This is a genomic window from Anaerostipes sp. 992a, assembly GCF_001940245.1.
In the GTDB taxonomy this organism is placed as follows: domain Bacteria; phylum Bacillota; class Clostridia; order Lachnospirales; family Lachnospiraceae; genus Fimousia.
The window spans coordinates 519282-536131 of record NZ_MJIG01000004.1 but is presented as its reverse complement, the minus strand read 5'-3'; the positions used below and the strand labels follow the sequence as shown (position 1 = coordinate 536131).

16 protein-coding genes and 1 other annotated feature are annotated in these 16850 nt (G+C 39.0%); of the genes, 13 read left to right on the top strand and 3 right to left on the bottom strand.

Annotation, left to right across the window (positions count from 1 at the left end; translation table 11 throughout):
* Positions 1–8: 8 nt before the first annotated feature.
* From BHF69_RS06840 to sigE, 4 genes are all read left to right on the top strand, one after another.
* Positions 9–800: a cell division protein FtsQ/DivIB gene (locus BHF69_RS06840; protein ID WP_075670298.1), complete on the top strand. Its 792-nt coding sequence runs from the start codon at positions 9–11 to the stop codon at positions 798–800.
* Between the two features lie 94 nt (positions 801–894).
* Positions 895–2019: a cell division protein FtsZ gene (ftsZ, locus tag BHF69_RS06835; protein ID WP_075671747.1), complete on the top strand. Its 1125-nt coding sequence runs from the start codon at positions 895–897 to the stop codon at positions 2017–2019.
* A 133-nt stretch (positions 2020–2152) separates the two neighbouring features.
* Positions 2153–2869 carry a sigma-E processing peptidase SpoIIGA gene (locus tag BHF69_RS06830; protein WP_075670297.1) on the top strand — a complete coding sequence of 239 codons (717 nt, stop codon included), beginning with the start codon at positions 2153–2155 and terminating at the stop codon, positions 2867–2869.
* Positions 2870–2895: 26 nt separating this feature from the next.
* Complete coding sequence (gene sigE, locus BHF69_RS06825) at positions 2896–3591, top strand: RNA polymerase sporulation sigma factor SigE (protein WP_075670296.1); 696 nt, start codon at positions 2896–2898, stop codon at positions 3589–3591.
* A 26-nt stretch (positions 3592–3617) separates the two neighbouring features.
* On the opposite strand, the gene sigG is transcribed toward sigE, so the two are convergent.
* Complete coding sequence (sigG, locus tag BHF69_RS06820; RefSeq protein WP_075670295.1) at positions 3618–4394, bottom strand: RNA polymerase sporulation sigma factor SigG; 777 nt, start codon at positions 4392–4394, stop codon at positions 3618–3620.
* A 151-nt stretch (positions 4395–4545) separates the two neighbouring features.
* Here sigG and BHF69_RS06815 point away from each other — a divergent pair, with 151 nt between their 5' ends.
* From BHF69_RS06815 to BHF69_RS14150, 3 genes are read left to right on the top strand one after another with little or no spacing between them, the layout of a single operon-like run.
* Positions 4546–5391 (top strand): substrate-binding periplasmic protein, encoded by an 846-nt coding sequence (locus BHF69_RS06815; protein WP_083651142.1) that lies wholly within the window; start codon positions 4546–4548, stop codon positions 5389–5391.
* Positions 5392–5408: 17 nt separating this feature from the next.
* Complete coding sequence (locus tag BHF69_RS06810) at positions 5409–6311, top strand: AEC family transporter (RefSeq protein ID WP_075670293.1); 903 nt, start codon at positions 5409–5411, stop codon at positions 6309–6311.
* Positions 6308–6550: a hypothetical protein gene (locus BHF69_RS14150; RefSeq protein WP_075670292.1), complete on the top strand. Its 243-nt coding sequence runs from the start codon at positions 6308–6310 to the stop codon at positions 6548–6550. The genes BHF69_RS06810 and BHF69_RS14150 overlap by 4 nt, the downstream gene beginning before the upstream one ends.
* Positions 6551–6650: 100 nt before the next feature.
* On the opposite strand, the gene BHF69_RS06800 is transcribed toward BHF69_RS14150, so the two are convergent.
* A complete protein-coding gene (locus tag BHF69_RS06800; protein ID WP_075670291.1) occupies positions 6651–8432 on the bottom strand; it encodes an aminopeptidase P family protein in 1782 nt (593 codons plus the stop codon).
* A gap of 165 nt (positions 8433–8597) precedes the next feature.
* Here BHF69_RS06800 and BHF69_RS06795 point away from each other — a divergent pair, with 165 nt between their 5' ends.
* From BHF69_RS06795 to BHF69_RS06780, 4 genes are all read left to right on the top strand, one after another.
* Complete coding sequence (locus BHF69_RS06795) at positions 8598–9350, top strand: GntR family transcriptional regulator (RefSeq protein WP_075670290.1); 753 nt, start codon at positions 8598–8600, stop codon at positions 9348–9350.
* Between the two features lie 21 nt (positions 9351–9371).
* Positions 9372–10556, top strand: coding sequence for a sn-glycerol-1-phosphate dehydrogenase (locus BHF69_RS06790; RefSeq protein WP_075670289.1), 1185 nt, complete (start codon positions 9372–9374; stop codon positions 10554–10556).
* Positions 10557–10612: 56 nt separating this feature from the next.
* Entirely contained in the window at positions 10613–11050 is a 438-nt protein-coding gene (locus BHF69_RS06785; protein WP_075670288.1) for an RpiB/LacA/LacB family sugar-phosphate isomerase, read from the top strand.
* A 160-nt stretch (positions 11051–11210) separates the two neighbouring features.
* Positions 11211–11657: a GatB/YqeY domain-containing protein gene (locus BHF69_RS06780; RefSeq protein ID WP_075671745.1), complete on the top strand. Its 447-nt coding sequence runs from the start codon at positions 11211–11213 to the stop codon at positions 11655–11657.
* Positions 11658–11748: 91 nt separating this feature from the next.
* On the opposite strand, the gene BHF69_RS06775 is transcribed toward BHF69_RS06780, so the two are convergent.
* Positions 11749–12570, bottom strand: a complete 822-nt coding sequence (locus BHF69_RS06775) for a YihY/virulence factor BrkB family protein (protein WP_075670287.1) — start codon at positions 12568–12570, stop codon at positions 11749–11751.
* 328 nt (positions 12571–12898) lie between these two features.
* Positions 12899–13122 (top strand) — a binding site (T-box leader).
* Positions 13123–13216: 94 nt separating this feature from the next.
* Here BHF69_RS06775 and pheS point away from each other — a divergent pair.
* The gene (pheS, locus tag BHF69_RS06770; protein WP_075670286.1) at positions 13217–14236 is read left to right on the top strand and encodes a phenylalanine--tRNA ligase subunit alpha; all 1020 of its coding nucleotides are present in this window, start codon (positions 13217–13219) and stop codon (positions 14234–14236) included.
* Between the two features lie 27 nt (positions 14237–14263).
* Positions 14264–16687: a phenylalanine--tRNA ligase subunit beta gene (gene pheT / locus BHF69_RS06765; protein ID WP_075670285.1), complete on the top strand. Its 2424-nt coding sequence runs from the start codon at positions 14264–14266 to the stop codon at positions 16685–16687.
* Positions 16688–16850: the final 163 nt, after the last annotated feature.

The window sequence follows — 16850 nt, the reverse complement described above, 5'->3', positions numbered from 1 at the left end:
GATAACATATGAAAAATACGGAAAACCAGGCTGCGGATAATGTCATTGAATTTAGACAAAAGCAGGAAGAAACAAAAAAGAAGAAGTGGATACAGTTTCCCAAATATACCGGAAGAGTCTTTCTTTTATTATTGGTACTTTGTCTTGTAGCAGGCATTGGCAGCTGTAAGATTAAAAAGATTAATGTGGAAGGAACCAAATATTATGATGATAGGGAAATCAAAAAAGCAGTAAAGGGAAATTATTATATTCCGAACAGCATTTTATTGAAGTTGAGAAATCGATTTTTTCCAATTGAGACTATGCCATTTGTGGAGAAGATTGATATTGAGATTATAAATCGGAACGAAATTACCATTGATGTTCATGAAAGCACCAGAGCGGGCTGTATCGAATATGCAGATCGATATGTATACTTTGATAAGGATGGTTACGCACTTGAGGTTATGAATGAACGACTTTCGGATGTACCTTTGGTTACGGGACTTTCTTATAATAAGGTGGTAATTGGGGAAAAGCTTCCGGTGAAAAAGGGAGAATATTTTGATAAGATCGTAAAAATTACGACGTTGATTACGAAGAATGAATTGACCATCGATGAAATTTGCTTTCATGAAGATGGAGAGATTTATCTAAAAAAAGGGAAACTGGACATAAATCTGGGGACTGGTACAGGGTTAGATGCAAAGCTTTCTGTGCTTCCAGCAGTTTTAAAAAGTCTGGAGAAGAAAAGTGGTACACTCTATATGGATCAGTATACAGAACAGCATAAAATTATTACATTTCGTAATAAAAAGTAGTTGAGGATTCTTCTAAAATATTATAGAATATTATATAAGTATAGTCAAAAAATGGATGAGTCCAGATTAGGAGGAAATAATTGTGGTAGAAATTATGCCAAATGAGGATAGAACACAGGCAAAGATTTTAGTCATTGGTGTGGGTGGCGCAGGGAACAATGCGGTAAACCGTATGATCGATGAACAGATTGAAGGGGTAGAATTAGTCGGCATTAATACAGATAAACAGGCGTTAAGTGCATGTAAAGCAGCAACAAAAGTACAGATCGGAGAAAAACTGACGAAAGGACTTGGAGCAGGTGCAAAGCCTGAGATCGGACAGCAGGCAATCGAAGAAAATCGGGAAGACATTACCGAATTAGTAAAAGATGCAGATATGGTATTCGTTACCTGTGGTATGGGTGGCGGTACTGGAACAGGTGCAGCTCCAGTTGTAGCGGAAATTGCGAAGAGTCTGGGAATTTTAACAGTAGGTGTTGTAACCAAACCTTTTATGTTTGAAGGAAGACCTCGTATGAATAATGCCATTTCAGGCATTGATCGATTAAAAGAAAATGTTGATACCTTAATTATTATCCCGAACGATAAATTGTTACAGATCTGTGATAAGAAGACTTCTATTCCGGCAGCGCTGAAGAAAGCAGATGAAGTACTGCAGCAGGGTGTACAGGGAATTACGGACCTGATCTATAAGCCAGGTTTGATCAATCTTGACTTTGCAGATGTTCAGACAGTCATGAGAGATAAGGGAATTGCACATATCGGTATTGGTGTTGCGGATTCTGAAGGAGATGACAGAGCGATCGAAGCAATTAAGACTGCTATGGAAAGTCCATTATTAGAGACGACCGTAAGCGGTGCTACCGATATTATTGTTAACTTCTCAGGAGATGTGGGAATCCAGGAAGTATACGATGCGATTTCTTATCTGACAGAGGTGGCTGGCGATGGAGCCAATATTATCTTTGGTAATGTAGAAAGCGATATTCCAGATGAGCAGATCAGCATTACGATTATTGCGACTGGCATCAGAGATGAACAGACTCCAGTACGTAAGACAGTAAAAGAAGAGAAGAAGGAGCCTTCTTACAGTGGACAGCCAGTGGCAGCAGCTACTGAGCAGAAGGAGCCAAAAAAAGAAGAGAAGAGATTCCAGAATGCTACCTATGATGATGAGGTTATTATCATTCCAGACTTTCTGAAGAATAGAAGAAGATAAAAATTTTATAGGTAGGAAGTCCAATAAGAGAAAAATATGTAGAATATGCACGTTCTTTTCATACACAGTATGACAAAGAACATGCATATTTTTTTTTATAATAGAGTCAGAAATAATAAGTGGAGGAGGAAAAATGAATCAGACCGTTGAGATTTATGGAGACCTCCTTTTTTTGCTTCAATTTTTGTGGAACCTGTTGTTATTGTTTCTGACGGAAGTAATTGGACAGTATCATTTGGGTATGATCAGAAAAACTTTGTCAGCGGTATTTTTATCTGGTATTTCTCTTGTAGCATTGCGTTTTTCAGAATTTCGCTGGTTTATGCTTCTGGCAGGGGCTATAGGACTTTTTCTTCTTGCAGGCCATTGGAAAATCGTGTTTTCTTATCTGATGGTATCGGCTTTGGCAGGAGGATGCTGGATGATTTTTCCAGTCAAGGGATACCTGCCTGCCGTAGTGGGAATGGTTGCAACACTCTCTTATCTAAAGTATTGCAATCAAACAGATTTTTATACCGTCTGTTGCCAAAATAATGGAAAAAAAGTAAAACTTCAGGCATTGAGGGATACTGGAAACAATCTATATGTACCCAACACAGGGCAGCCGGTGTCTTTGGCAGTATGGGATTGCATTGCACCGATCATTGATTGGGAGAAGTTGGAGAAAGCAGTGGTCATTCCCTACTCCTCTGTTGGAGAGTCGGAAGGGTACCTGCTTGCAATACAAATGGAAGCACTTATTATTCCTGAAAAGAATCGAATCATCAAACATCCGTATATTGGAATTGTTCATAGACCATTATCCAATGATGGAAGCTATGAGATGATTTTACATAAAGAGATTCTTTAGCAATTTTATCAGGAGGGAAATAGAGTATGATGTTGAAATTTAAAATGAAACAGGGAAAGAAAGGAGAAATTCATTATATTGGAGGCTCCGAAATACTGCCAACGCCACTGGAGGCTGGAGAAGAGGAAGAGGTCATTGGGCGTCTTGCATCTGAGGATTCCAGTGCTGCCAGAGCACTTTTGATCGAACGCAATTTAAGATTGGTCGTTTACATAGCAAAAAAATTCGACAATACAGGGATTGGTGTTGAAGATCTTATCTCCATTGGAACCATTGGGTTGATCAAGGCCATCAATACCTTTAATCCAACGAGAAATATCAAGTTGGCCACATATGCATCCAGGTGTATTGAAAATGAGATTTTGATGTACCTACGTAGAAATAATAAGACCCGGATGGAGGTATCCATTGATGAACCGCTAAATGTGGATTGGGATGGAAATGAACTGCTGCTTTCAGATATTTTAGGAACCGATGAGGATATTATTTATCGGGATCTGGAAAATGAGGTGGATAGAAAACTATTAAGAAAGGCCATGGAGGTGTTAAACGAGAGGGAAAAGACTATTGTAGAGCTTCGGTTTGGAATTGATCAAAAAGAAGGAAGGGAAATGACCCAAAAAGAGGTTGCGGATCTTTTGGGCATTTCCCAATCATATATTTCAAGATTAGAAAAAAAAATTATGAAAAGATTAAAAACAGAGATGTTAAAGCTTTGCTGAGGCTTCTTTTCCAGGCCTGAAAAGTTTTATGTCAAATAATGCTTCATGGATTTTAATGCGTTTTTTTCCAAGCGGCTGACCTGAGCCTGACTGATACTGATTTCGTCGGCAACTTCAGTTTGGGTCTTGCCGCGAAAAAAACGTAGATCGATGATTCGTTTTTCTCGCTCAGAAAGCTTTTTCATAGCTTCTCTTAGAGAAAGCTCTTCTACCCAGTTTTCTTCCGTATTCTTTTTATCCCCCACCTGATCCATCAAATATAAGGTATCTCCGCCTTCCTGATACAGAGGTTCGTGCAGAGAAACCGGATTGGCAATGGCATCCAGTGCAAAAAGCACATCTTCTTTTTTCATTTCAATGGCTTCTGCAATTTCATCGATGGTAGGCTCCTTTGAGCGTTCTTTCAGAAGTCTTTCCTTGGCAGAAATTGCTTTATATGCGGTATCTCTTAAGGAACGGCTGACGCGTATGGAATTATTGTCTCGTAAATATCTTCGTACTTCTCCGATGATCATGGGAACAGCATAAGTAGAAAATTTTACATTAAGGCTGCGGTCGAAATTATCGACAGCTTTCATTAGGCCAATGCAGCCCACCTGGAATAGATCATCTGCATTCTCGTTGCTGCTGCCAAATCTTTGTATGATACTTAAGACCAGCCTTAAATTTCCTTTAATATACTGTTCGCGTGCCTGTAAATCTCCCTGTTCGATTCTTTTAAATAATTCCTCTTTTTCTTCGTTGGTTAAAAGAGGAAGGTTTGCTGTATTCACCCCACAAATTTCAACTTTATTTAGAGCCATAACATTTACCCTCCAAAAATTTATTCAGTAAAAGAATGTACCAAACGAAGGAAATTTATACTTTTTTTATAAAGCAAATCCTGGCAAAATCTTTTGCTTCTTTTTTAATTGTGATATACTGTTAGAATCAAGAAGGATAGGAGAAGTTAGGATGAAAAAAATCATAGCATTATTATTAACATTCAGTTTTGTTTTTTGTCTCGGCGGCTGTACGAATCCATTTCAGAAGGATACGGAAACCGAAAAAAGTCAAAAGCCTAAAGTGATTACATCTATAAAGACAGAAGGTTCTATGAAGGGGATTACATTAAAGGTTGGAGTTTCTCCAGATATGGCGCCATTTACGTTCAAGAATAAACAAAGTGGGGAGATCGAAGGCTTTGATATCGATCTGTTGGAGGCATTAAGCGAGTATCTTGGATTTGATTATGTTCTTGTAGTAGAGCAGATCAAAGATATCGAAGAGGACTTGGAAGAGAAGAAGATCGATTGTGCCATCAGCGGAATATCTATTACAGATTCTAGACAGGAGAAGTTTAAGTTCACCGATTCTTACTTTGAAAATTCTATGACCTTGATCACCAATAAGAATGTAGTGGCAGAAAGTAAGAAAGATATCGTTCATATGAAGCTGGGAACGGAAAAGGGAACTTCAGAACATGAATATCTGTTAAAGTACATGAAGAAGTATAACAATAAGATTATTACGTATAAGAATATGACACAGGTATATCGAGCATTGGAAAAGGGCAAAATAGATGCGGCAATTTATGATTCTACAGGAGTAGAGTATTATCTGAAGAATCATCCGAATAGTAATATCGTTGTTGTAGAGAAGAATCTATATGAAGAACAGTCTGACTATGGAATCATGTGTGTGAAGGACTTTCATTACATGGATGAGTTAAATGTAGCTATGAAGCAGATTGATCTGAGTGGTCAATATCAGGAAATTTATAATAAATGGTTTAGAGAAGAAACAAAACAGAAAGAATAAGATAGGAAACACATATTATGAAGCTGGCACAAATTGCATTTCATCAGACAATGATAATGCTGGTCATTATTTTAATCGGGGTTATTTGCTATAAAAAGGGTGTGATCAATGAGGAGACTAGTAAGCGACTTTCTGATATACTGGTCAAAGTAGTCAATCCGATGGTCATCTTTGTTTCTTTTCAGATAGAGTTTGATATGAAGGTGTTAAGAGGCCTGGCAGCGGTTTTTCTGTTGGCCTTTCTGGCACATTTGATTGGTATGATCTTTGCTCATTTTTTTGCCAGAGACCAGGTGGAAGCATGGACAATGATCTATTCAAACTGCGGATTTATGGGAATCCCATTGATCAATGCTCTATTAGGTGCTCAAGGGGTAATTTATCTGGCAGCCTATATTGCTGTATTTAATCTGGTAGCCTGGACACATGGAATTTCGCTGATGTCTGGAGAAAAGCAGCAGGATATCAAATCGGTGCTAAAATTGCCTGCAATTCTTGCACTGATTTTTGGTTTTCTTGCATTCATTTTTCGAATACAGTTGCCATCGATTTTGGTGGAACCGTTGGATGCAGTAGGAAGTATGAATACGCCTTTGGCGATGCTCATTGCAGGTGTTACGATTGCACAATCAGATCTTTGGAAAGCATTAAGGACCATAAGGAATTATTTTATTGTAGCATGTAAGCTATTGATCGTTCCGGCGGTATTTGCAGCAATCTGTTCCTTTTTGCCTATTGATGATCTGCCATATATCACTGCCGTTATGGCAACCGCTTGTCCCACTGCAGCATTAGGCACGATTCTTGCAGTACGATATCATCGGGGAGAAGAAAAAGCTTCTCATCTTTTTACTATTTCTACAGTATTATCGATGCTAACGTTACCGGTGATGATGTTGTTTGTTGGGGTATTACAATGAAGAAGAAAATATACTACAAAGAACGAAACCATTCCGGTAAAGCAATCTGCAAAGGAGCTTACATGTTTTCTCAGGCAGAAAATCTTTGGCAAAAGCGATGCTTTTGGTCGTCCATAAGGACAAATGGATGGAAGCTTGCTTACATAGCCATTTGTCCCTGGACGAGAGATAAGATTTTCGTCTGTCCTGGTGTGGAACAAGAGAAAACATGTATCAGATTTGGAAGCTCCGTAGCCTGATTGCTAACCGGAATGATTTCGTTCTCACACATTATCCCATAGTCAAAGAAACCCGTATTTATTTTAGCGAAGCATTTAGGGGTATAGAATAAATTGTGAATTAAATTTCTTTTGTATATTCCTTTAACCAGAGACGCTCTTCATCGGTCAGATGAGGGGCAATTTTTTTATACACCTGATGATGGTAGTCATTTAACCAGGTGCGTTCTTGCTGGCTCATCAGAGCTGGATCTATGCCATCCAAATCAATAGGAACGTAGGTAAGATATTCAAATTCTAGAAATTGTCCATATTCATTTCTTTTCCATTTCTTACAGAGAAGCTCATTTTCTGTTCGTATCCCGAATTTACCTTCTGTATAAAGTCCTGGCTCATCGGTGGTAATCATGCCAGGTAGTAATACGGCATCTAAATTATCTGCTGTGGTACGGAAACGGAAGTTATTAGGGCCTTCGTGTACACTTAAAAGATGTCCTACACCATGTCCGGTTCCATGGCGATAGTCATATCCAGCTTCCCATAGCGGTTGACGTGCCAGACAATCCAGATTACTTCCCCTACAGCCAGTTAGAAAGCGGGCGTTAGCAAGATGGAGCATGGAACGGCAGACCATAGTAAAGCATTTGATCTCTTCCTTGGAGACAGGACCGAGGATGAAGGTTCTTGTAATGTCCGTCGTACCATCCAGGTATTGTCCGCCAGAGTCTACTAAAAGCATGCCTTTTGGGTAAATCGTGGCATTGGATTCAGGTGTTACACTATAGTGAACGATGGCAGCATTTTTTCCATAAGCAGAAATGGTAGGAAAACTAAGATCCAGTGCCAGGTCGTCGGACAGTCTTAACTGATCGATAACATTAGCGGCTTCCAGTTCAGATAAATTCCGTTCTTTTATGGTCTTTTTCAGCCAGTACATAAATTTAGTCATATATATACCATCTCGAAGATGACAGTTTTTTGTATTCAGCAGTTCCTGTTCAGATTTTACAATCTTCTCTGTGGAAATCCATCCAGATGCTTCGACGCAGGACAACCGATTGGATAGAAGCTGGTAAGAAGCATCATTCATATCATGTTTATCTATGAGCATTGTGGTATCAGAAAGGCTGTCGATAAAGGCATAAAAGCTTTCATAAGGCTGAATATCCACATGATATTGCCGAAGCTTTTGAATTGAAGTGGAATCCAGTACTCCAGACTGAACGAATAATATGGCCTGTGTCATGGATAGATAGGCATACGCCAGAGCAACCGGGGTGTTGGCAACATCATTGCCTCTTAAATTGAATAGCCAGGCAATATCAGTCAGGCTGTAGAGAAGCTGACAATCTGCATGGTGATCCTTGAGGAACTGCCGAAGACCGGTAATCTTTTCGCTGATAGATATTCCGGCATATTGTTCTGGAAGCAGGTAGGCAGGTTCACAGGAAAGAGGATCACAATCTTTCCAGATCGGATGGACAAGGTCCAGGTCGTGACGAAAGATGACCTGACAGTCCTGCAAATGCCGCTGTAGCTTTTCCATTTCTTTTGCCGTATAGAGCTTTCCATCAAAGCCCAGAGTTTCTCCCTGTTTCATATGAGCTTTTAAGAAGTCGGCAATTTTTGGTACACCATCCATGCCGGATTTCATAAGGACAATTCCGCTTCCAGATAATTCTTGCTCTGCTTGAATAAAATAGCGGCCATCTGTCCATAGATATGCTTTCTCAGTGGTAACTAAAAGAGTACCTGCAGATCCGGTAAAGCCAGATAGATATTGTCTGCATTTAAAATAATCGCTGATATATTCGGAATGATGATAGTCGGAGGTTGGAACAAGGTAATAGTCAACCTGAAGGCGTATCATCTCCTGCTGCAGTAAAATGATTTCTTTTTTCATGGAATAAAACCTCCTTTGTCTGGTAATTATTGTAGCGAATGTGATACTATGAATGCAAGGGTAAGATAAAAAAATTAAATATATAAATCTATACCAGTGGTAAAATAATAGTTGACAAGTGGTAAATATAATGTTATAGTATAGCCATAGAGAGGAGAAAAGAATATGCAAGTGAGAAAAGAAAAACCATTGTATATTAAATTAAGCGAAGCCATTTTAGAAAAATACAGACATTTGGATTATTATTCTCCGCTTCCAGGAGAGAGGGAGCTGTGTGAAATGTTTCATACCAGCCGTCCGACCATAAGAAAGGCAATCAACGTTCTGGAAAAGGAAGGAAAGATTATAAGATTGCAGGGAAAAGGTACTTTCTATGTGGGAGATGAATCTCATGTGGATCATCAGATGAATTCCATTATTGGCTTTTATAATGATGTGAAATTGCAAGGAAAGATTACCAATAGTAAGGTATTGCTACAGAATGTGGAGCCGGCATCCAAGAACATTGCGGAAAAGCTGGAGATACAGGAGGGCGATCTTGTTTTCCATCTGGAAAGACTTCGTTACATCGATGGGGAATTATACAGCTTGACCAATTCTTTTCATCCGATGGAGTATTGTCCGGATCTTCGAAAGGTGGATTTTACAGAGAGGTCTTTGTATAACACATTGGAGGAGTATGGAATTCATTTATCAAAGATGAGACAGACACTGGAAGTAAAGGCTGCCAATGCGTATGAGGCTTTGCAGCTGGAAATCAATGAAGGGGATTCTATTTCCGTATGGTCCTCCATTACGTATGACACTGACAATCGCATTGTGGAATATGTCCAGGTGAAAACACAGGCATATAAAACAAAGTATGAAATTATGGTTTATAACGATAAGCCACATAATGATAAGACAAAAGTATTTTAGTGATGAAAAGGAGAATGCATTATGAATGAGATCTTAGAAATGACAATCAATGAAATGGCAGACGCAAGTTTTGACTGTAGCTGTGGACAACATCATACCCTGGGCATCAAATATATGTCTATCGGAAAAGGAACACTTCCAACCATCGTAGATATTGCGGCTCCATTTAAGGACAAACCAGTATTTATGATCAGCGATAATCATACATTTGAGGCAGCAGGAGAAAGAACATTAAAGATTTTAGAAGACAATGGATTCGATGTAAAAAGTTATAGTTTCCAGACCGGAGACGGCATCTTGATCCCAGATGAAAAAGCATTAGGACGGTTGTTCATGGAACTGGATCCAGGTGTAGGTTTGATCGTTTCTGTTGGTTCTGGTACATTAAATGACCTGGCAAAATACATGTCTGCAAGAACTGGCATTCCTTATATCATTGTTTGTACAGCACCTTCTATGGATGGATATGCAGCAGATGGAGCACCAATGATCAAAGCAGGAAGAAAGATTTCATTTATTGCAACGCTTCCTTATGCAATCGTTGGTGATACGGATATTATGAAAGAAGCACCAATGCATCTGATTCACGCAGGTTTTGGTGATGTACTTGGTAAGATGACAGCACTGGCTGACTGGTATCTTGCAAAGGAAATTGCCGGAGATTACTGTTGTGAAACTTGTGTGACCTTAGTTCAGAGAGCATTACAAAAAGTAGTAGATAACGCAGCAGGACTTGCAAAACGTGACGAAAATGCGATTTTATACCTGATTGAGGCATTGACATTAACTGGCGTAGCAATGGGACTGATCGGAATCTCAAGACCAGCATCTGGAGCAGAACATATGCTAAGCCATTACTGGGAGATGGATTTCATTGCAAGAGGAAAATTCCCAGAATTACACGGTATCAAAGTTGGTATCGCAACACCGATCATTGCGGAAATGTTTGAATTAATGAGAGATGATGTGCCTGATTGTGCGTTAGAACTTGCTCCAACAAGAGAAGAAGTGGAAGAATTGCTTCGTACAGCAGGAGCACCGGTACTGCCTACAGAAATTGGTATTGAAAGAGATTTATTCTATAATAGTATTATTGAGGGATATACAGTAAGAAATCGTTACAGCATCTTACAGACAGCAGTAGACAAGGGACGCATTGTAGAATGTGCAAAAATCATTACAGATAGAATTTATGGAGCTGAATAATTGGCTTTGTAGATTTGATAGAAAAGGTTTCATTTAAGCATTTAAGGAGGAGAAAGATGAAGGTAGTATTTGGTTGCGATCCAAACGCACAGGAATTTAAGGAGCATTTAATGGAATTCGTAAAAGGTCTTGGCCATGAGGTTGCAGATTTTGGAAGCGATGATCCAATTTACGCAAACACGGCGATTAAATTGGCAAAGGCAGTTGCAGCAAAGGAATTTGACAGAGGAATTCTTGTATGCGGTACAGGTATTGGTGTATCAATTGCAGCAAATAAAGTAAAAGGTGCTTATGCTGCATGTATCCATGATGTATATCAGGCTCAGAGAGCAGAATTATCAAACCATGCAAACATCATTACGATGGGGTCTCAGGTAATTGGAACAAAGCTTGCAGAATGTATGGTAGAAGAGTACTTATCCTGTACCTTTGATCCAAATGGAAGATCAGGAGATAAAGTACAGCGAATCGTAGATTTTGAGAACGAACAGTAAGAAATAATTTTATAACTAATAAACCGATTGTCCTAACTTAATACATACTCATACAATTAGAAGCAGCTCATTGGAGCTGTTTCTTTTTGGAATTAAACAAGAAATCAGAGTAAAATTGTGGTATACTATAAAGAAACATATTGGGAAAGAAGGAAATAGAATGAGTAAAATTGATGAAATCAGAAAAGAAATGATGACAGCTATGAAGAATAAGGATAAGGTGAGAAAGGATTCTTTATCCATGCTGCTTTCTGCATTAAAGAATGCTCAGATCGATAAGCGGGAAGAATTGACAGAAGCAGAAGAGAATGCAGTAATTGCAAAAGAGATGAAGCAGACAAAGGAGACCATGGAAGCCTGTCCGGCAGAACGTACGGATATTATTGAGGAATGTCAGGCACGTTTGTCTGTATACAAAGAATTTGCACCAGAAGAGATGGATGAAGGACAGATCAAAGCATGCATCCAGGGTGTATTAGAAGAACTTGGAATTACAGAACCAGCTAAGAAAGACCGAGGAGCCATCATGAAGGTATTAATGCCAAAGGTGCGCGGAAGAGCAGATGGAAAATTAGTAAACCAGATGGTATCTCAGATGTTAAAGTAAAGAAAAAGGAGAATTCAAGACTTGATTGTCAGTCCTGAATTCTCCTTTTTCTTTTTCTGATTGTGAATTTCTCCCAAAAGATTTATTCTGATTAATAATATTGGGCAGAATGATAAAAGTGGTAATTGATTTCAGCTCCGATAAACAAAATGTTCATACATACATATAACCATAATAATGCCAGAAGCAAACCAGTCAGGTTTCCGTACATATCCAAAATGGTAGTGAATCTTCCGTAGTACAGAGAAAATGCAAAAGAAGAAGCAATCCAGCCTATGGTGGAAAAGACAGCACCTGGAATTACTTCGGAAAATCGGATCTTCTGGCTGGGAAGGAATTTATAGATTGCCAGAAATACTAATAGGAATATGGTAAAACTGACAAAAACCCGCCCGATGACGAATAAAGTATTCAAACGCTCTAAAATTGGAAACCATTGATAGAGGTACAGAAAAAAGGTGTTTCCGAAGACCAGTACCAAAAGGCCAAATACGATTGCCAGCGTAAAAAAGGCAATATACAAGGAGGATAAGAGGCGCATAAGGATAAAATTACGGTCTTCGTCAATTTCATAGACAGAATTTAAACCGTTGATCAACGCATTTACTCCTTTCGAAGCAGACCAGAGCAGAGACAGACCGTTGAAGGACAGCAATGCAGTGGACTGCTGCAGATAAACCATCTCAATAATGGAAACTACAAAGGTGCTGTATTGAGATGGCAGGTAATCCCGGCAAGCCATAAGAATATCTGCCTGGTTAAATGGCAGAAAACGGGTGATATACAGAATAAACATGATAAATGGAAATGTAGACAGGACAGTAAAGAATGCTGCCTGTGCAGCGAATGCAGCAATATGGTCTTGCCGCATCTTTGTCGTAATAGCCTGAACGGCTGCAATAATCTGTATCATACCCTAAACCTTTCTATCGATAATTCAAACATTTTATAAAATGAATAATAAAAGTGTAACATAATTGGTACAAAATCACAAGTTTCATCCAGAAGGCTTTACTGCCTGCCGTGCTTTTCGGATAAAGAACATAGCCATGCAGAGAAATGTCTTTACGACCATTTCTTTACGGCGAAACGCCGTATAATAAAAAATATGACAAGTTTACTTAGTAAGTAAACTTCCATGTAAACTTGTCATATTTTTTATTGCATGGCTTATTCGTTACGAATATTTTATGCAATCTATGGTTGACATATGTGGGAGAGCTGGTATAAAATAAGGAAAGTTAAAGACTATGACGGTGCACAGTAGAGTATTTATTTACATGCAGAGAGAGAGGGTCACTGGCTGAAAGCCTTCTTATGTTCAGATAGTTACTTGAAATTCACACCTAAGTTGCATTCCTGAAGGAGTTGGAGTAGGGAATGACGTGACTGCTCGTTACGCAGACTTAAGTGCCAGATAGTTTATCTGGAATTAGGGTGGTACCGCGATGACTTCGTCCCTTTGGTGGGAACGGAGTTTTTTTATTACATTAAGAAATTCTTTGAATTTCTATTTAAGAGCATTGTCATAACTATAATATATTACAAGGAGTAAAAAGATGAAGGAAAGATTGGAAGCCATTAAACAATCTGCTCTGGAACAGATTAACCAGGCGCAGAAGATGGAAAATTTAAATGACATCAAAGTAAATTTCCTGGGTAAAAAGGGAGAATTAACAAAAGTATTAAAAGGCATGAAAGACGTTGCCAAAGAAGATCGTCCAAAAGTAGGACAGATGGTCAATGAGACAAGAGCGATCATTGAGGAATGTCTGGAAAAAGAACGCAAGTTATTAGTAAAGAAGCTGCGTGAAGAACAGATGAAAAACGAAGTGATTGACGTAACACTGCCTGGAACAAGACAGGAAAAAGGCCATCGTCATCCAAACCAGATTGCTTTAGATGATCTGGAACGTGTATTTATCGGTATGGGATATGAAGTAGTAGAAGGACCAGAAGTGGAATATGATAAATATAACTTTGAACTACTGAATATTCCAGCTAATCATCCTGCAAAAGATGAACAGGATACGTTCTATATTACGAAGGATATTCTGCTTAGAACACAGACATCACCAGTACAGGCCAGAATTATGGAAACTGGGAAAATGCCAATTCGCGTGATCGCACCAGGTCGAGTATTCCGTTCTGATGAAGTGGATGCAACCCATTCTCCATCTTTCCATCAGGTAGAAGGGTTGGTTGTTGATAAAGGAATCACATTTGCAGATTTGAAGGGAACATTAGAACAGTTTGCAAAGGAATTCTTTGGACCGGAGACACAGGTAAAATTCAGACCACATCATTTCCCATTTACAGAGCCAAGTGCTGAGGTAGATGTTACCTGCTTCAAATGTGGAGGAAAAGGATGTCGTATGTGTAAAGGAAGTGGCTGGATTGAAATCCTTGGCTGCGGTATGGTGCATCCAAAGGTATTAAGAGACTGTGGAATTGATCCAGAGGTATATTCTGGATTTGCATTTGGTATCGGCCTGGAACGTATTGCATTATTAAAATATGAAATTGACGATATGCGTTTATTATATGAAAATGACGTCAGATTCTTAAAACAGTTCTAAAATAATAAATAGTTGGAGGAAAAATAAATGAACACACCAATTTCTTGGATAAAAGCATATGTACCGGATCTGGATTGTACGGTACAGGAATATGTGGATAGTATGACTTTGTCAGGATCCAATGTAGAGAATTATGTGAATTTAGATAAAAATCTGGAGAAGATCGTAGTAGGAAAAATTTTAAAGATTGAAAAGCATCCCGATGCAGATAAACTGGTTGTCTGTCAGGTAGATGTGGGAGAAGAAGAACCAATTCAGATTGTTACAGGAGCACCAAATGTATTCGAAGGTGCATTAGTACCAGTTGTATTAGTTGGTGGAAGAGTGGCCGGTGGTCATGACGGAAGTCCAAACCCAGAAGATGGAATTAAGATCAAAAAAGGAAAATTAAGAGGTGTTCCTTCTTACGGAATGATGTGTTCTGTAGAAGAATTGGGATCCTCCAGAGAAATGTATCCAGAAGCACCAGAAAATGGAATCTATATCTTCCAGAAGGAGGTGACTCCAGGAGAGGATGCAGTAGCTGCAATGGGACTTCGGGACAGTGTAGTAGAATTCGAGATCACATCCAATCGTGTGGACTGCTTCAGTATGATCGGAATGGCAAGAGAAGTAGCAGCCACCTTTGATAAACCTTTTTATCCACCAGTTGTAAAAGAAACTGGGAATGAGGAGGATGTCAATGATTATATTAAGGTTACAGTAGAAGATACAGATCTTTGTCCGCGTTATACAGCCAGAGTGGTTAAGAATATCAAGCTGGCGCCATCACCAGAATGGATGCAGAGAAGACTGGCTGCTATGGGTATCCGCCCAATCAACAATTTGGTAGATATTACAAACTATGTAATGGAAGAATACGGACAACCAATGCATGCATATGATCTGGATACCATTGCGAACCATGAGATCGTAGTAAAAAGAGCACAGGATGGAGATACTTTTGTGACCTTAGATGGACAGGAAAGAAAGTTAGACAAGGACATCCTGATGATCTGGGATGGAGAAAAACCAGTTGGAATTGCCGGAATCATGGGTGGAGAAAACTCCATGGTAACAGATGAAATCAAAACACTGCTGTTTGAAGCTGCGACCTTCGATGGCACTAATATCCGTTTGTCTTCCAAACGTCTTGGCTTAAGAACCGATGCGTCTTCTAAATTTGAAAAGGGATTAGATCCAAACAATGCCATTGAAGCAATGAACCGTGCATGTCAGCTGATCGAAGAATTAGGATGTGGCGAAGTAGTTGGCGGAGTTGCAGATGTATATCCAAATCCAGTAGAAGAAGTACGTCTTCCATTTGAACCGGATAAGATGAATGCCCTTTTAGGTACCGATATTGCGCCAGAAACCATGTTGGGATATTTTAAGAAGATTGATTTAGTATACGATGAAGCATCCAATGAGCTGATCATTCCAACCTTCCGTCAGGATTTAGGCTGTATGGCAGACCTGGCAGAGGAAGTAGCACGTTTCTATGGCTATGATAAGATTCCGGTAACACTTCCTACAGGAGAAGCAACTGCTGGTAAATTATCCTTTAAGGGAAGGATCGAAGGCATTGCAAGAGATGTGGCAGAACAGAACGGCTTCAATGGTGGGATGACATACTCCTTTGAAAGTCCAAAGGTATATGATAAATTATTGATTCCAGCAGATTCTGATATCCGAAAGGCAATTGTGATTTCTAATCCACTGGGAGAGGATTACAGCATTATGAGAACACTTTCTTTAAATGGAATGCTGACTTCCCTTGCTACCAATGCAAACCATAGAAACAAAAACGTACGTTTATATGAAATGGGCAATATCTATCTTCCAAAGGCACTTCCATTGACAGAATTGCCAGAAGAAAGAATGCAGTTTACACTGGGAATGTATGGTGATTGTGATTTCTTTACCTTAAAAGGGGTTGTAGAAGAATTATTTGAAGCCATCGGTCTGGTTGGAAAGTCTGAATTTGTTCCATGTAAGGAAATTCCATTTTTACATCCAGGGCGTCAGGCAGAGATCATGTTGGATGGCGAAAAAGCAGCATATATGGGAGAAATTCATCCGGAAGCAGCAGAAAACTACGGAATTAAGCAGCGTGTTTACGTGGCAGTGATCGATATGCCGGTATTAGTTGAGAAAGCTACATTCGATCGTAAATATGAAGCGATCGCAAAATTCCCAGCTATGAAGCGAGACTTAAGTATGACAGTTTCCAAGGATGTTTTCGTAGGACAGTTAGAAGCTGTTATTAAAGAAAACGGAGGAAAATTATTAGAATCCGTTGAATTATTTGACGTATATGAAGGAAATCAGATCAAAGAAGGATTTAAATCCGTTGCATATGCGCTTACCTTCCGTGCAAAAGACCGTACGTTAGAGGAAAACGAAGTAAATAAATTAGTCGATAAAATTTTAAAGAAATTAAGCGATTTAGGTGCTCAGCTTCGTGAATAATAAAAATGAGATAAGAGAGGGATGCTTTTTCGCAAAGTATCCTTCTCTTTATATAAGGAATTTTGAAAGAATTTGTTAATATATTCTTTAGATGACAAAGCATATGTGGTTTGTTATAATTAAGAAAATAAATGCAAAGAAACAGGGAAATATAGAGGATGAT

Bases quoted from the DNA above. Each gene is read 5' to 3' on its own strand.
- BHF69_RS06795 (WP_075670290.1), top strand. From the start codon at position 8,598: ATGCAAGTGAGAAAAGAAAAACCATTGTATATTAAATTAAGCGAAGCC.
- BHF69_RS06840 (WP_075670298.1), top strand. From the start codon at position 9: ATGAAAAATACGGAAAACCAGGCTGCGGATAATGTCATTGAATTTAGA.
- sigG (WP_075670295.1), bottom strand. From the start codon at position 4,394: ATGGCTCTAAATAAAGTTGAAATTTGTGGGGTGAATACAGCAAACCTT.
- ftsZ (WP_075671747.1), top strand. From the start codon at position 895: ATGCCAAATGAGGATAGAACACAGGCAAAGATTTTAGTCATTGGTGTG.
- BHF69_RS06785 (WP_075670288.1), top strand. From the start codon at position 10,613: ATGAAGGTAGTATTTGGTTGCGATCCAAACGCACAGGAATTTAAGGAG.
- BHF69_RS06810 (WP_075670293.1), top strand. From the start codon at position 5,409: ATGAAGCTGGCACAAATTGCATTTCATCAGACAATGATAATGCTGGTC.
- BHF69_RS06815 (WP_083651142.1), top strand. From the start codon at position 4,546: ATGAAAAAAATCATAGCATTATTATTAACATTCAGTTTTGTTTTTTGT.
- BHF69_RS06800 (WP_075670291.1), bottom strand. From the start codon at position 8,432: ATGAAAAAAGAAATCATTTTACTGCAGCAGGAGATGATACGCCTTCAG.
- BHF69_RS14150 (WP_075670292.1), top strand. From the start codon at position 6,308: ATGAAGAAGAAAATATACTACAAAGAACGAAACCATTCCGGTAAAGCA.
- pheS (WP_075670286.1), top strand. From the start codon at position 13,217: ATGAAGGAAAGATTGGAAGCCATTAAACAATCTGCTCTGGAACAGATT.
- pheT (WP_075670285.1), top strand. From the start codon at position 14,264: ATGAACACACCAATTTCTTGGATAAAAGCATATGTACCGGATCTGGAT.
- BHF69_RS06775 (WP_075670287.1), bottom strand. From the start codon at position 12,570: ATGATACAGATTATTGCAGCCGTTCAGGCTATTACGACAAAGATGCGG.
- BHF69_RS06790 (WP_075670289.1), top strand. From the start codon at position 9,372: ATGAATGAGATCTTAGAAATGACAATCAATGAAATGGCAGACGCAAGT.
- BHF69_RS06830 (WP_075670297.1), top strand. From the start codon at position 2,153: ATGAATCAGACCGTTGAGATTTATGGAGACCTCCTTTTTTTGCTTCAA.
- sigE (WP_075670296.1), top strand. From the start codon at position 2,896: ATGATGTTGAAATTTAAAATGAAACAGGGAAAGAAAGGAGAAATTCAT.
- BHF69_RS06780 (WP_075671745.1), top strand. From the start codon at position 11,211: ATGAGTAAAATTGATGAAATCAGAAAAGAAATGATGACAGCTATGAAG.